The 14136-nt window shown below is 66.6% G+C and carries 15 protein-coding genes; 10 read left to right on the forward strand and 5 right to left on the reverse strand.

Features of this window, described 5'->3' with window-relative positions:
* Positions 1-48: 48 nt before the first annotated feature.
* Complete coding sequence (locus ACEQZY_RS13630) at positions 49-1437, forward strand: adenylate/guanylate cyclase domain-containing protein (RefSeq protein ID WP_341704935.1); 1389 nt, start codon at positions 49-51, stop codon at positions 1435-1437.
* On the opposite strand, the gene ACEQZY_RS13635 is transcribed toward ACEQZY_RS13630, so the two are convergent.
* From ACEQZY_RS13635 to ACEQZY_RS13645, 3 genes are read right to left on the reverse strand one after another with little or no spacing between them, the layout of a single operon-like run.
* On the reverse strand, positions 1431-1856 hold the full coding sequence (locus ACEQZY_RS13635) for a DUF350 domain-containing protein (protein ID WP_341704934.1): 426 nt from the start codon (positions 1854-1856) through the stop codon (positions 1431-1433). The two genes, ACEQZY_RS13630 and ACEQZY_RS13635, sit on opposite strands and share 7 nt — an antisense overlap.
* An 11-nt stretch (positions 1857-1867) precedes the next feature.
* Positions 1868-3004: a glutathionylspermidine synthase family protein gene (locus ACEQZY_RS13640; RefSeq protein ID WP_370155188.1), complete on the reverse strand. Its 1137-nt coding sequence runs from the start codon at positions 3002-3004 to the stop codon at positions 1868-1870.
* Positions 3005-3017: 13 nt separating this feature from the next.
* Positions 3018-3647: a DUF1190 domain-containing protein gene (locus ACEQZY_RS13645; protein ID WP_370155190.1), complete on the reverse strand. Its 630-nt coding sequence runs from the start codon at positions 3645-3647 to the stop codon at positions 3018-3020.
* Positions 3648-3802: 155 nt separating this feature from the next.
* On the opposite strand from ACEQZY_RS13645, the gene ACEQZY_RS13650 reads away from it, so the two are divergent.
* From ACEQZY_RS13650 to ACEQZY_RS13690, 9 genes are all read left to right on the forward strand, one after another.
* Positions 3803-4114: a septum formation initiator family protein gene (locus tag ACEQZY_RS13650; RefSeq protein WP_341704931.1), complete on the forward strand. Its 312-nt coding sequence runs from the start codon at positions 3803-3805 to the stop codon at positions 4112-4114.
* 153 nt (positions 4115-4267) lie between these two features.
* A complete protein-coding gene (pdhA, locus tag ACEQZY_RS13655; RefSeq protein WP_341704930.1) occupies positions 4268-5284 on the forward strand; it encodes a pyruvate dehydrogenase (acetyl-transferring) E1 component subunit alpha in 1017 nt (338 codons plus the stop codon).
* Between the two features lie 20 nt (positions 5285-5304).
* Entirely contained in the window at positions 5305-6687 is a 1383-nt protein-coding gene (locus ACEQZY_RS13660) for a pyruvate dehydrogenase complex E1 component subunit beta (protein ID WP_370155193.1), read from the forward strand.
* A gap of 13 nt (positions 6688-6700) precedes the next feature.
* A complete protein-coding gene (locus ACEQZY_RS13665) occupies positions 6701-7990 on the forward strand; it encodes a pyruvate dehydrogenase complex dihydrolipoamide acetyltransferase (RefSeq protein WP_370155195.1) in 1290 nt (429 codons plus the stop codon).
* A 10-nt stretch (positions 7991-8000) separates the two neighbouring features.
* A complete protein-coding gene (locus ACEQZY_RS13670) occupies positions 8001-8705 on the forward strand; it encodes an SDR family oxidoreductase (protein ID WP_370155197.1) in 705 nt (234 codons plus the stop codon).
* 11 nt (positions 8706-8716) lie between these two features.
* Complete coding sequence (gene lpdA / locus ACEQZY_RS13675; protein ID WP_370155199.1) at positions 8717-10123, forward strand: dihydrolipoyl dehydrogenase; 1407 nt, start codon at positions 8717-8719, stop codon at positions 10121-10123.
* 135 nt (positions 10124-10258) lie between these two features.
* A complete protein-coding gene (gene lipA, locus ACEQZY_RS13680; RefSeq protein ID WP_370155291.1) occupies positions 10259-11230 on the forward strand; it encodes a lipoyl synthase in 972 nt (323 codons plus the stop codon).
* A gap of 8 nt (positions 11231-11238) precedes the next feature.
* A complete protein-coding gene (locus ACEQZY_RS13685; RefSeq protein WP_341703234.1) occupies positions 11239-11715 on the forward strand; it encodes a type II toxin-antitoxin system RatA family toxin in 477 nt (158 codons plus the stop codon).
* Between the two features lie 27 nt (positions 11716-11742).
* A complete protein-coding gene (locus tag ACEQZY_RS13690) occupies positions 11743-13164 on the forward strand; it encodes a malonyl-CoA decarboxylase (protein ID WP_341703233.1) in 1422 nt (473 codons plus the stop codon).
* Here ACEQZY_RS13690 and ACEQZY_RS13695 read toward each other — a convergent pair.
* Entirely contained in the window at positions 13161-13670 is a 510-nt protein-coding gene (locus ACEQZY_RS13695) for a CinA family protein (RefSeq protein WP_341703232.1), read from the reverse strand. The genes ACEQZY_RS13690 and ACEQZY_RS13695 overlap by 4 nt on opposite strands.
* A gap of 4 nt (positions 13671-13674) precedes the next feature.
* Entirely contained in the window at positions 13675-14133 is a 459-nt protein-coding gene (locus ACEQZY_RS13700) for a phosphatidylglycerophosphatase A (RefSeq protein ID WP_370155202.1), read from the reverse strand.
* Between the last annotated feature and the right edge of the window lie 3 nt (positions 14134-14136).

Genomic DNA, 14136 nt, shown 5'->3' on the forward strand with positions numbered 1-14136 from the left:
CGGAACAGTGCCGCCGCGGCCGGTGCGACCCGGCGGCAGGGAGACGTGATGAATCGGCAGCCAGACACGGCGGCGCGGTTGTGGCAGCGCCGCGGCCCGCGCACCCGGCTCGAGGCCCGTATCCACCGGGCCATTGCCGACGAGGAGCAGCGCGGCCTGGTTTTCGCCTTCCGCGCCCGGCTGGTGGCGGTGCTTGCGGTGATGCTGTGGCTGGTGCTGGCAATCGAGCCCGAACGCCAAGTCTACTATCTCTCGGTCAGCCTGCTTCTGCTCCTGCTGGGGGTGGTTCCGTATCTGCTGCGCCGGCACCGCTATGCCGTACCGCTGCGTCTGGCCTTCGTGCTGCTCGATGCCATTCTGGTTACGGCAGTGGTCATCCTGCCGCCACCGGGCCATATCGATTCCGGCTTTCCGATCCAGATGCGGGTGCGCGGACCGGAATTCCTCTATCTCATCCTGCTGATCGTCGGTGCGGCGCTGTCCTACTCGCCGCTGCAGGTGATCTGGACCGGCTTCTGCGCGGTGGCGGCGTGGGGAACTGGCGTGCTGCTGGTGCTGCTGCGTCCTGACACGCTGCCCTACGATCCGGTACAGGCGGAATCATCGCAGGCCCTGCTGGGCATGATCGTCGATCCCCATTTCGTCAGCATCTTCACCCTGATGAACCAGATGGTGCTGGCGGTGATTGCCACCGCGATCCTGGCGGCGGCGGTCTGGCGCTCCCGCCGCATGCTGCTGCGCCAGACCCGGGCCGAGATCGCCCGTGCCGATCTGGCGCGTTATGTCTCGCCCGATGTGGCCGATGCCATCATCGCCTCCGAGCGGCCGTTCGGCGTGCCGACCACCCGCGAGGTGGCGATACTGTTTGCCGATATCGTCGGGTTCACGGCGATGTCGGAACAGCTGCCGCCGGACCGGGTGGTGCGGCTGCTGAAGAGCTTCCACGAACGCGGCAGCCGCGTGGTGTTCGGCCATGGCGGCTCGCTCGACAAGTATATGGGAGACGGCTTCCTGGCCACCTTCGGGGCGATTGCCGCAGCCCCTGACTCGGCTGCCCGCGCCTTGCGCTGCGCCGTCGACCTGCAGGCCGAGATCGACCGCTGGAATGCCAAGCGGGCGGCGCGGGGCGCCGATACCGTGCGGCTGTCGGTCGGCGTGCATTGCGGGCCGGTGGTGGTGGGCAATATCGGTGGCGACCGGCGGCTGGAATTCACCGTGCTGGGCGACACCGTCAACATCACCAGCCGGCTGGAGGCGCTGACCCGCGAGCTGGATTGCCGGATCGCGGTCTCGGCCGCCTGCCTGGCGACGGCGCGGGACAGTGCGCCCGACCTGCCGGCCTTTGCCGCGGCCGGCGCCGTGCATCTGCCGGGCCGGCAGCAGAGCGTGGAGGTCTGTGTCTGGCCGGCCGGGACGGCGGCGAAACCCGGTCAGTAGGTCATGCAGGCGGCGTTCAGCAGGCCGACGGCGATGCTGATGCCGGCCACGGTGATGGCGGCCGCCGTCTCGCCGTCGGTGATGCGCTGCGGCAGCCCGGGGATCAGCAGCCGCACGGCCACGAAGGTGCCCCACTGGATCACCAGCGCCACCGCGCCCCAGACCAGCATGTCGGCCAGGCTCTGCGAATAGGTGATGGCGCTGCCCAGCGGGATGGCGAAACCGATGGTGGCGCCCGACAGCGAAATCGCCGCGGCATTGCTGCCCTGCTTGATCAGGCTCCATTCCTTCTGCGGGGTCAGGCGCGTGTAGACCACCAGGAACACCATCAGCAGGATGATCGCGCAGATGAAGAAGATCGCGAAATCCGGCAGGGTGAAGAGATAGCGGCTGAGGTCGGGTGTCGCGGTGCTGATCATGGGCGGTCCGTTTACTCGAAGAGGTGGGGAACGAAGCGGCTGCTGTTGCGGGTGATCGGGCTGTTATCTTCGCGGATGCCGAGTCCGCAGGCGCGCGATGCAATCATCCACACACCCAGCACCGGATAGAAGCCATCGAAGCACGGCATCTCGACCGCCTGCTGCCAGACCATGGCATCGGCGGCTTCGGCGATCTCGGCCTGGCCCGGCACGGCCTCGGCGATGCTGCCATCGGCGGCAAGACGGGTGATGCCGGCGCCCTCGCGGCCCCAGAAGGGTTTCGAGACGCGGGCGCCGCGGATGGCATCCGCCTCGAAGCTGGCCGGCAGCAGATTCTCATGATCCGGAAAACGGTCCCACAGCAGGGGCAGCAGGGCCTTGGTCGACAGCAGCATCTTCCAGGCCGGCTCGATCATGCGCACGCCCGACGGACCGATATGGCCGGCAAAGCCTTCCTGCAGCAGCCATTCCCACGGATACAGCTTGAACAGCACGGTGATCGGCTTGGCGACCAGATCGACGAAGCGCTTGCCGTTCCAGCCGATCTCGTCGACGAAAATCCGGCCGGTCTCCAGTCCGGCCTGCAGGGCGGTGTCGCGCAGATAGTCGACGGTGCCGATGTCTTCGGCATGGTCGCGCACGCAGGTGAAATGCACGCGGTGGCCCCAGAGGCCGAAATTCTTCCAGGCTTCGATCAGCATCTCGTGGATGCCGTTGAACTGGTCGCAATGGGCGCAGTAGCTGTCGAGCCATTCCCACTGCACGACGCTGGATTCGTACAGGGCGGTCGGCGTGTCGGCGTTGTATTCCAGCAGCTTCGGCGGACCGCTGCCGGCCCAGGCGAAATCGAAGCGGCCATACAGATTCTTGTCCTGCCGGCGCCAGGATTCCTCGATCATCGCGCAGGCGGTGTCGCTCAGCCGGAAGGGTTCGTAGGCGCCGCGGCGCACCACGTCCTCGACCAGGTCGAGGCTCATTTCCTCCAGTCGCTGGGCGGCATCGTCGAGCTCGTCGATCTGCGCTGCCGAGAAGCAGTAGGCGGCATCCTCGCACCAGTAGGGCTGGCCGTCGATGGTGTGGAAGGCGAAGCCGAGTTCCTCGGCGCGCTCGCGCCAGTCGGGGCGGGGATCGACCGCGAGGCGCTGCATGCAGCCGCCCGGCTCAGCCGGCAACCGTGAAGGCGCGTCCGGTGGTGCCGAAACCGCCGCGGGCGATGCTGGCCGGGGTCGCCTTCGGCGCATCGGGGAAACGGCTGGTGCTGAGCTGGCCGAGATTGCGGTTGCCGGAATACACGGTGTTGCCCGGGTCGCGGTAGAGCGGCTGCGCCGCCCAGGGCGAGGTGCCGCCGAGGCCGCGGCCCAGCATGTAGCCCATCAGCATCGGCATGAAGAGCGAGCCCGAGCCCTGCGCGGTCTGCTCCTGCGGGGCGGTCTGCTGCGGGGTCGCTGACTGCGGGGCGGTGCCGGCGGCCGGCTGCGCGGCCCGGAAGGCGTCGTTGCCGGCCAGCACCTGCTGCGGCGTGCCGCAGTTGCCAAGGCCGAAGCGGTCTTCGCAGTCGGTCAGGCTGGCAAAGCGCGGGGCGCTGCGCAGATGCGCCTCGCGGGCATCGGCCAGGGCCATGCGGCAGGCATCCGGATCGGCCTTGCTGCTGCATTCCGCCTGGTCGCGGATCACGTCCTGCCCGGCCAGCGGGTCCTTCTCCTCGCAGCCGGTCAGGCCGACCAGGCCGACGGTGCCCATCAGGGCCAGGCGGATGACACGGGATTTGCGGCGCGGGTGCGATCTGGACATGGCTGCAAAATAGCGGGTTGCCCCGCCGCGGGGAAGGGGCGGCGCTGGCGCCCAGCCATCGAGCTGCCTATAAGACTTTGACTCTCCGGCACGAATCACGACTCGCCGAGTCGATTCGCGTTGACCCGGCGACTCGGATGTGATTCGATTCCCCCATGAGCGCATACAGCGAAATCCGGCGTCATTCCCTTGCGGCCATCGTGCCCGTGATCTGTTTCGCGGCCATCGGCTATTTCTGCTACCACGCCATCGAGGGCGAGCATGGCATCAACGCCTATACCCGCCTGACCCTGCAGATCCAGCAGACCGAGACGGCGCTGGCGGCGGTGACGGCGGAACGGCGGATTCTCGAGCGGCGCACCGGCCTGCTGCGCGAGGATGCGCTGGATGCCGACATGCTGGAAGAGCAGTCGCGACGGGTTCTGGGTATGATCAGGCCCCATGATCTGGTAATACTCGGACGCTGAACGGGGTGCGCGAAGAAACGGAATTGCGTCGATTAACCGAAATCAAGTTAACTACAGAATATCCCTTGTTTTAACCTAAGTTAGCCGCCATCTTCCGCCTCCGACAGCGCCAATAAACGGTGCATGCCGTTGCGTCATTCCGGGAGGATACAGATGGCGAAAGCAGGCAAGGCGGGCGAAACCGCGGCCAAAAAGGCGGCCAAGCTGCCGGCAGCGGACGAGATGCTCCGCTATTACCGCGACATGCTTCTGATCCGCCGCTTCGAGGAGAAGGCCGGCCAGCTTTACGGCATGGGCCTGATCGGCGGCTTCTGCCACCTCTATATCGGCCAGGAAGCCGTCGTCGTCGGCCTGCAGGCCTGCGCCAAGGACGGCGATGCCGTCATCACCTCCTACCGCGACCACGGCCACATGCTGGCCACCGGGATGGACCCGAACGGGGTGATGGCCGAGCTGACCGGCCGCATCGGCGGCTATTCCAAGGGCAAGGGCGGCTCGATGCACATGTTCAGCCGCGAGAAGCATTTCTACGGCGGCCACGGCATCGTCGGCGCCCAGGTGCCGCTGGGCACCGGCCTCGGCTTCGCCCAGAAGTACAGGAAGACCGACAACGTCACTTTCTGCTATTTCGGCGACGGCTCGGCCAACCAGGGCCAGGTCTATGAAAGCTTCAATATGGCCGAACTGTGGAAGCTGCCGGTCATCTACGTGATCGAGAACAACCAGTATGCCATGGGCACCTCGGTGGCCCGCGCCTCGGCGCAGCCGGCGCTGTACAAGCGCGGCGAGAGCTTCGGCATCTCCGGGCGCCAGGTCGACGGTATGAGCGTGCTGGCCGTGAAGGAAGCGGGCGAGGAGGCTGTCGCCCATTGCCGCGCCGGCAAGGGGCCGGTGATCCTGGAGATGATGACCTACCGCTATCGCGGCCACTCGATGTCCGACCCGGCGAAATACCGCTCGAAGGACGAGGTCAGCAAGATGCGCTCCGAGCATGACCCGATCGATCAGGCGCGCAGCGTGCTGCTGGGCAACAAGATGGCCGACGAGGATGCGCTGAAGGCCGTCGACAAGGAGGTCAAGGATATCGTCCAGAAAGCCGCCGACTTCGCCCAGGAAAGCCCCGAGCCCGATCCATCGGAGCTGTGGACCGACGTCTACGTGGAAGCCTGAGCGGGCCGGAGGAGAAAATCATGGCAATCGAGATTCTGATGCCGGCCCTGTCGCCCACGATGACCGAGGGCAAGCTGGCGAAATGGCTGGTCCGGGCCGGCGACACGGTGAAGGCCGGCGACATCATGGCCGAGATCGAGACCGACAAGGCGACGATGGAATTCGAGGCGGTCGACGAGGGCGTGATCGAGAAGATCCTGGTGCCCGAAGGCACCGAGGGCGTCGCCGTCAATGCCCCGATCGCGCTGCTGCGCGGCGAGGACGAGAAGCCCGGCGCCGCACCGGCCGCTGCCGCCGCGCCGAAGCAGGAGCCTGCGCCGGCGAAGGCCGCCGCGCCCGCCGCCGCCAAGGCTTCGGCTGTGACTGCGGCGCCGACCCCGGCGCCGGAGCTGAAGGACCCGGACATTCCGGACGGCACCGAGTTCGTGACCATGACGGTGCGCGAGGCGATCCGCGAGGGCATGTCGGAAGAGATGCGCCGCGACGACAGCGTGTTCCTGATGGGCGAGGAGGTGGCGCAGTACCAGGGCGCCTACAAGATCAGCCAGGGCATGCTGGACGAGTTCGGTCCCGACCGGGTGATCGACACGCCGATCACCGAGATGGGCTTTGCCGGCCTCGGCGTCGGCGCCGCTTTCGGCGGCCTGAAGCCCATCGTCGAGTTCATGACCTTCAACTTCTCCATGCAGGCGATCGACCAGATCGTCAATTCGGCGGCCAAGACCCTGTACATGTCGGGCGGCCAGATGGGCTGCCCGATCGTGTTCCGCGGCCCGAACGGCGCCGCGGCGCGTGTTGCCGCCCAGCACAGCCAGGATTACGCCGCCTGGTATTCGCATATCCCCGGCCTGAAGGTGGTGGCGCCGTATTCCGCCGCCGATTTCAAGGGCCTGATCAAGGCCGCGATCCGCGATCCCAATCCGGTGATCTTCCTGGAGAACGAGATTCTCTACGGCCGCAGCTTCGAGGTGCCGAAGCTGGACGATTACGTGGTGCCGATCGGCAAGGCGCGCATCGCCCGCGCCGGCAAGGATGTCACCCTGGTCGGCTATTCCATCGCCGTCGGCCATGCGCTGGCGGCGGCCGAGAAGCTGGCCGAGGAAGGCATCGATGCCGAGGTGATCGACCTGCGCACCATCCGGCCGATGGACAAGGACGCCATCGTGCAGTCGGTGCAGAAGACCAACCGCCTGGTCGTGGTGGAAGAGGGTTTCCCGCAATCGGGCGTCGGTTCGGAAATCTCCGCCAGCATGATGGAGCTGGCCTTCGATTATCTCGATGCGCCGGTGGCGCGGGTCAGCGGCAAGGACGTGCCGATGCCCTATGCCGCCAACCTGGAAAAGCTGGCCCTGCCCACCGTTGGCGATATCGTCGCCGCGGCCAGGGCCGTCTGCTACCGCTGAGGGAGGGAAGGGCATGCCGATCGATATCCTGATGCCGGCCCTCTCGCCCACGATGACCGAGGGCAAGCTGGCCAAGTGGCTGATCAAGGAAGGCGACGCGGTCAAGGCCGGCGACATCATGGCCGAGATCGAGACCGACAAGGCGACGATGGAGTTCGAGGCGGTCGACGAGGGCCGGCTCGGCAGGATCCTGGTGCCGGAAGGCACCGAGGGCGTCGCCGTGAACACGCCGATTGCCGTGCTGCTGGAAGAGGGTGAAAGCGCTTCTGATGTGAAGGCCGCGCCGAAGAAGGCGGAAGAGAAGAAGCCTGAGGCTCCGAAGGCTGAGGCACCCAGGGCGGAAGCCCCGAAGTCCGCTGCGGCTCCGGCCGCTGCGCCGGCTCCGGCTGCGAAGTCCGGCGACCGCGTCTTCGCGTCGCCGCTGGCCCGCCGCATGGCGGAACAGGCCGGCATCGACCTGAAAGCCGTGCAGGGCAGCGGTCCGCATGGCCGCATCGTCAAGGCCGATATCGAGAAGACGCCGGCCGGTACCAAGGCTGCGGCGGCTCCCGCTGCGGCTGGCAAGGCGGCGGCACCTGTGGCCTCCGGCCCGGGCGCGCGTCAGCTGGCCGACCTGCTCAAGATGCCCTACCGGCTGGAACCGTTGTCGGGCATGCGAAAGACCATTGCACGCCGCCTGACCGAGTCCAAGCAGACGGTGCCGCATTTCTACCTGACCATCGACACCGAGATCGACGAGCTGCTTTCCTTGCGCAAGCGGCTGAACGACAAGTCGGAAGCGAAGATCAGCGTCAACGACTTCATCATCCGAGCCGTGGCGCTGGCGCTGAAGAAGGTGCCGGCGGCCAATGCCAGCTTCGATGAAAGCGGCATGCTGTATTACGAGCATGCCGATATCTCGGTGGCGGTGGCGACCCCGGCCGGCCTGATCACGCCGATCGTCAAGCAGGCGGAACAGAAGGGCCTGACCCAGATTGCCGGCGAGATGAAGGACCTCGCCGTACGGGCGCGGGACGGCAAGCTGAAGCCCGAGGAATACCAGGGCGGCACCTTCTCGATCTCCAATCTCGGCATGTTCGGCATCAAGCAGTTCGAGGCGGTGATCAATCCGCCGCAGGGCTGCATCCTCGCCATCGGTGCCGGCGAGCAGCGTGCCGTGGTGAAGAACGGCCAGATCGTGCCGGCCACCATCATGACCTGCACGCTCTCGGTCGATCACCGCGCGGTGGACGGCGCGGTGGGCGCCGAGTTCCTGCAGGCCTTCAAGGGCTTCATCGACGACCCGCTGACCATGCTGCTGTAAGGCGATGGGCATGGCTGACAAGGTCGCGATCGTCACCGGCGCCGGCAAGGGCATGGGCGCCGGGATTCTGAAGAGGCTGGCGGCGGATGGCTACAGGGTGGCGGCGATGTCGCCGTCGGGCGCGGCGAAAACTCTCGCAGAGAGTCTCGGCGGCGTCGGCACGGCGGGATCGAATGCCAGGGCGGAGGACGTCAAGGCGCTGGTCGACCTGACGCTGGAGAAGTACGGCCGCATCGATGCGGTGGTGAACAACACCGGTCACCCGCCCAAGGGCAAGCTGCTGGATCTGGACGATACCGCCTGGCTGACCGGTTTCGAGCTGGTGCATCTGGCGGTGATCCGCATGGTTCGCCTAGTGACGCCGGTTATGCTGCAGCAGAAGAGCGGCGGTGTCTTCGTCAATCTCCTGACCTATGCCACCTTCGAGCCGGAATCCGATTTCCCGATCTCCGGCCCGGTACGCGCGGCCGTGGCCGCTTTCTCAAAGGTCTATGCCGACCAGTATGCGGCGCAGGGCATCCGCATGAACAACGTGCTGCCCGGTTTCATCGACAGCCTGCCGGCGAAAGACGAGCGCGTGGCGCGCATTCCGATGAAGCGCTACGGCACGGTGTGCGAGATCGCCGACACCGTCGCCTTCCTGCTGTCGGCACAGGCCAGCTACATCACCGGCCAGAATATCCGCGTCGACGGCGGGATCACCCGTTCTGTCTGAGGAGGAACCTCATGCCTGACACCAGTTTCGACGTCATCGTCCTCGGTTCCGGCCCCGGCGGTTACACCACGGCAATCCGCGCCAGCCAGCTCGGCTTCAGGACCGCCATCATCGAGCGCGAGCATCTGGGCGGCATCTGCCTGAACTGGGGCTGCATCCCGACCAAGGCCCTGCTGCGCTCGGCCGAGATCTACAGCCATATCCGGCATGCCGAGGCTTTCGGCTTCAAGGTCGAGGGCAAGGTGACCATCGACACCAAGGCGGTGGTCGAACGCTCGCGCAAGGTCGCCGCGCAGCTGTCGAACGGCGTCAAGTTCCTGATGAAGAAGCACAAGGTCCAGGTCTTTGACGGCCATGGCGCGCTGAACGGTCCCGGCAAGCTGAAGGTCACCAAGGACGGCAAGGCGGTCGCCGAGCTGACCGCGAAGCACATCATCCTGGCCACCGGCGCGCGGGCCCGGTCGCTGCCCGGGCTGGAGCCGGACGGCAAGCTGGTCTGGACCTACAAGGAAGCGATGGTCCCCGAGGCACTGCCGAAATCGCTGCTGGTGGTCGGCTCCGGTGCCATCGGCATCGAGTTCGCCAGCTTCTACCGCACGCTCGGCTGCGAGGTCACCGTGGTCGAGGTAATGGACCGGGTGCTGCCGGTCGAAGACGAGGAAATCTCCGGTCTGGCCAGGAAGGCCTTCGAGAAGCAGGGCATGAAAATCCATGTCGGCACCAGTGTCACCGCACTGAAGAAGGCGGCCGACAGCGTGACGGCGACCCTGAAGGACAAGGCCGGCAAGGAAAGCCAGATCACCGTCAACCGCGTCATCCTCGCCGTCGGCATCGTCGGCAATGTCGAGAATATCGGCCTGGAGACGACGAAGGTGAAGGTCGAGAAGACCCATGTGGTCACCGACGAATGGAGCCGCACGGCAGAACCCGGCATCTATGCCATCGGCGACCTGACGGGCCCGCCCTGGCTGGCCCACAAGGCCGGCCACGAGGGTGTGATCTGCGTCGAGAAGATCGCCGGCGAGAAGGATGTCCACCCGCTGAAGACGTCCAACATCCCGGGCTGCACATACTGCACGCCGCAGGTCGCCAGCGTCGGCCTGACCGAAGCCGCCGCCAAGGCGAAGGGGCATGAGGTGCGGGTCGGCCGTTATCCCTTCCTCGCCAACGGCAAGGCGATCGCGCTGGGCGAGCCGGAGGGGCTGGTGAAGACCGTGTTCGACGCGAAGACCGGCGAACTGCTCGGTGCCCATATGATCGGTGCGGAAGTCACCGAGCTGATCCAGGGCTTCGGCATCGCCAGGACGCTGGAAACCACCGAGGTCGAGCTGATGCATGCCATCTTCCCGCATCCGACGCTCAGCGAGATGATGCACGAGTCGACCCTGGACGCTTATGGCAAGGCGCTGAATTTCTAGGTTTCCGGGCGACCGGCGCCGGATTGGCCGTTTCTGGCCGGTGCCAGCCCCGGGGCTTTTCTGTATAGTCGGGGCGCGCTACCTCAAGCGACGAGGGGCCAAGCGACGAAGGGCCGAGAGGACCGTATCGTGACCGTGATCATCAACCCGCCGCCGGCAGACCTGGCCGCCAGGACCGTCCGCCATCCGGAAAAGGCGCACCGGCCGGACAGCCCGGTTTTGCGCAAGCCGGCCTGGATCCGGGCCAAGGCGCCGACCTCGCCGCAGGTGGCGGAAACCCGCCAGCTGATGCGCGACCTGAAGCTGAACACGGTCTGCGAGGAAGCCGCCTGCCCGAATCTCGGCGAATGCTGGCAGCAGAAGCATGCCACCGTGATGATCCTGGGCGCCGTCTGCACCCGCGCCTGCGCCTTCTGCAATGTCGCCACCGGCAAGCCTTCCGGCGTCGATGCCGACGAGCCGGAGCATGTGGCGGAAGCCGTCGGCCGGCTGGGGCTGAACCATGTGGTGATCACCTCGGTCGACCGCGACGACCTGGCCGATGGCGGCGCCGGCCAATTCGTGAAGACCATCGCGGCCATTCGCCGGGCCTCGCCGGCCACCACGGTCGAGATCCTGACCCCCGATTTCATCCGCAAGCCCGGCGCCATCGAGGCGGTGGTCGCCGCGCGGCCGGATGTCTACAACCACAATCTCGAGACCGTGCCGCGGCTGTATCCGACCATCCGGCCGGGCGCCCGCTATTTCGCCTCGCTGCAGCTGCTGGCCAAGGTGAAGGAGGTCGATCCGTCGATGTTCACCAAGTCGGGCCTGATGGTGGGGCTGGGCGAGGAGAAGATCGAGATCATGCAGGTGATGGACGACCTGCGCGCCGCGGACGTGGACTTCCTGACCATCGGCCAGTATCTGCAGCCGACCCGCAAGCATGCGGAAGTGAAGAGCTTCGTCACGCCCGACGAGTTCAAGGCCTACGAGACGCTGGCCTATGCCAAGGGCTTCTCGATGGTCTCGGCCTCGCCGCTGACCCGCTCGTCGCATCATGCCGGCGACGACTTCGCCCGGCTGAAGGCCAACCGCGCCGCGAAGCTGGCGACAGCCCGGGCATAAGAGGCGGCGTGCCCACCCACGCGGAAAAGCGTGTGATGCCCTATCGCCCGGACCAGCTTTACGTGCTGGTGGCGGGGGTCGAGCATTACCCGAAATTCCTGCCCTGGTGCATCGGCGCCCGCATCCGCGAGCGCGAGGAGCGGCGGCTGGTGGCCGACCTGATCATCGGCTTCAAGATGTTCCGCGAGCGCTTCACCTCGAAGGTGATGCTGAATCCGGAGGCCATGCGGATCGACGTCGAATATACCGACGGGCCGTTCAAGTATCTGCGCAACCACTGGATTTTTGTCGCTCATCCCGAGGGCTGCGAGATCGATTTCTACGTGGATTTCGAGTTCCGCTCGAAGCTGCTGCAGAAAACCATCGAACTGCTGTTCAACGAGGCGGTCCGCCGCATGGTTGCCGCTTTCGAGACACGCGCCCGTCATCTTTACGGCGAGAATGGATTGTCGCTGCCGCCCGGTGCTACCATCCGGACGGCCTGATCCTGACCTGCCTCATGGAGGGGAGCCATGGTTGCCCTGCCTGCCACCGGAAACCTGTTCGAACGCGGCCTGCGCGGCCTGATCGGCGCGTGGCGCGGGATTGCCGGCGGCGGTGAGGACCTGCCCATTGCCCGTGAAGGGGCGCTGGGGCCGAAGGATGTCGACCGCCTGCACGGCCTGTTTGCCGAATGCCTGGAGGCCCGCGGCGGCGAGGTTTCGGCCCGGGCCCGCGCCGCCGCGCTCGGCCGGCTGTATCTCAGCCTGAATGACGAGGGCCGGCAGGCCTTCCTGACCGTGCTGGCCAGGGGTTTCGCCCCCGATCCGGCCGCCCTGGACAAGGCCATGGCCGAGGTGCAGCAGGCGGCCGGCGACGCCGTTGCCCGCCACAGGGCCGAGCGCCGGCTGCGCCGGGCGATGACGCCGCCACGGCAGAAGCTGCTGACCCAGTTCACCGGCCTGCCGCAGGGCATGAAATTCCTCGTCGACCTGCGCGCCGACGCGCTGCGGCTGGCGAAGCAGGCGCCGGAACTGGCGATCCTCGATGCCGATCTGGAAGACCTGCTGGTTTCCTGGTTCGATGTCGGCTTCCTCGAATTGCAGCGCATCACATGGAACAGCCCGGCGGCCCTGCTGGAAAAGCTGATCGCCTACGAAGCCGTGCATGCCATCGAGAGCTGGGACGATCTGCGTAACCGGCTGGATGCCGACCGGCGCTGCTATGCCTATTTCCATCCGCGCATGCCGCTGGAGCCGCTGATCTTCGTCGAGGTGGCGCTGGTCAAGGGCCTCGCCGGCAATGTTCAGGCGCTGCTGGACCAGTCTTCGCCGGTGCTCGATCCGGCTGAGGCGGATACCGCGATCTTCTATTCGATTTCGAATACCCAGACCGGCCTGCGCGGTATTTCCTTCGGCAACTTCCTGATCAAGCGGGTGGTGGACGATCTCAGCCGCGAGCTGCCGCATCTGAAGCAGTTTTCCACCCTGTCTCCGATCCCCGGTTTCCGCAAATGGCTCGACGAGACGGTGGCACAGGGCGCGCCGGACCTCGTGGAAGCCGATGCGCGCGAGGATCTGCGCGAGGTGCTGGGCCAGCGATTCTCGAAAGGCATGCTGCCCGGCCTGCTGAAGGAAGCCGTCTGGCCGGACAATGCGGCGCTGGCGGGTGCGCTGAAGCCGGTGCTGATGCGGCTCTGCGCGCGCTATCTGCTGACGGTGGACGAGAAGGGCAGGCCACGCGACCCGGTGGCGCGTTTCCACCTCAGCAACGGCGCCGCCGTGCATCGCCTGAACTGGCTGGGCGACCGCTCGAAGAACGGCCTGAAGCAGTCGGCAGGCATCATGGTGAACTATCTCTACCGGCTGGACGACATCGACCAGAACCACGAACGCTTCGTGCGCGACGGCACCATTGCCGCCTCGAACGAAGTGAAACGGCTGGCAGATCTCTAGCCGGCGCTTGCCAGCATCTCTGCCAGCATCTCGCCGGCCAGATTGAGAGCATCCTCCACGGTGGCGGCGCGCACCGCGGCGCGGCCGATATCGCCGTAATCCATCTGCTGGTGCATGGTTGCCATGCCGCGTCCGGCCACGGCGATATGCACGCGGCCGACCGGCTTCTGCGGCGTGCCGCCGCCAGGGCCGGCGATGCCGGTGCAGGCCATGGCGATATCGGCCTGGCTGCGGCGCAGGGCGCCTTCGGCCATGGCACGCGCCACCGGCTCGGAAACGGCGCCGTGGCCGGCGATCACCTCGGCCGGCACGCCGAGATCGGACGACTTGGCCGCATTGGAATAGGTGACATAACCGCGCTCGACCACGTCGGACGAACCGGCGATTTCGGTCAGGGTCGCGGCGATCAGGCCGCCGGTGCAGGATTCCGCCGTGGCGAGTTTCAGCTTCGCCGCGCGGCAGCGGGCGAGCAGGTCTTCGGCAAGGCGCAGCAGGGTGTCGTCCATCGGGTCATCCCCAGAATTGCAGAAGCAGCAGCATGGTCAGCAGGCCATAGAGACCGGCGAACAGATCGTCGACCAGCACCCCGCCGGCACCGGGCAGTTCGCGGTCGGCCCAGGAGGCCGGCCAGGGCTTGGTGACATCGAGCAGGCGGAAGACGACGAAGCCGATCAGGTAGAGCTGCCAGTCGGGTGGCACGAAGGCCAGGGTCAGCCACTGGCCGGCGACTTCGTCGATGACGACTTCACCGGGATCCTCGCCGGGCCATTTGCGCAGGAAGGCGTCGATCGCCCAGAAGGCCAGCAGCGATATCACCACCGCCGCCAACAGCAGCAGCCAGGGGCCGCCCAGTATCTGCAGGCCCCAGGCGAAGGGCAGGGCGCCGAGGGAGCCCCAGCTGCCGGGTGCCGGTTTCAGCTTGCCGAGGCCGAACCAGGTGCAGAGCGCAAAAGCGAGATGGGGGTGCATCGC

The organism is Ferrovibrio sp., from assembly GCF_964218355.1.
Taxonomy (GTDB): domain Bacteria; phylum Pseudomonadota; class Alphaproteobacteria; order Ferrovibrionales; family Ferrovibrionaceae; genus Ferrovibrio.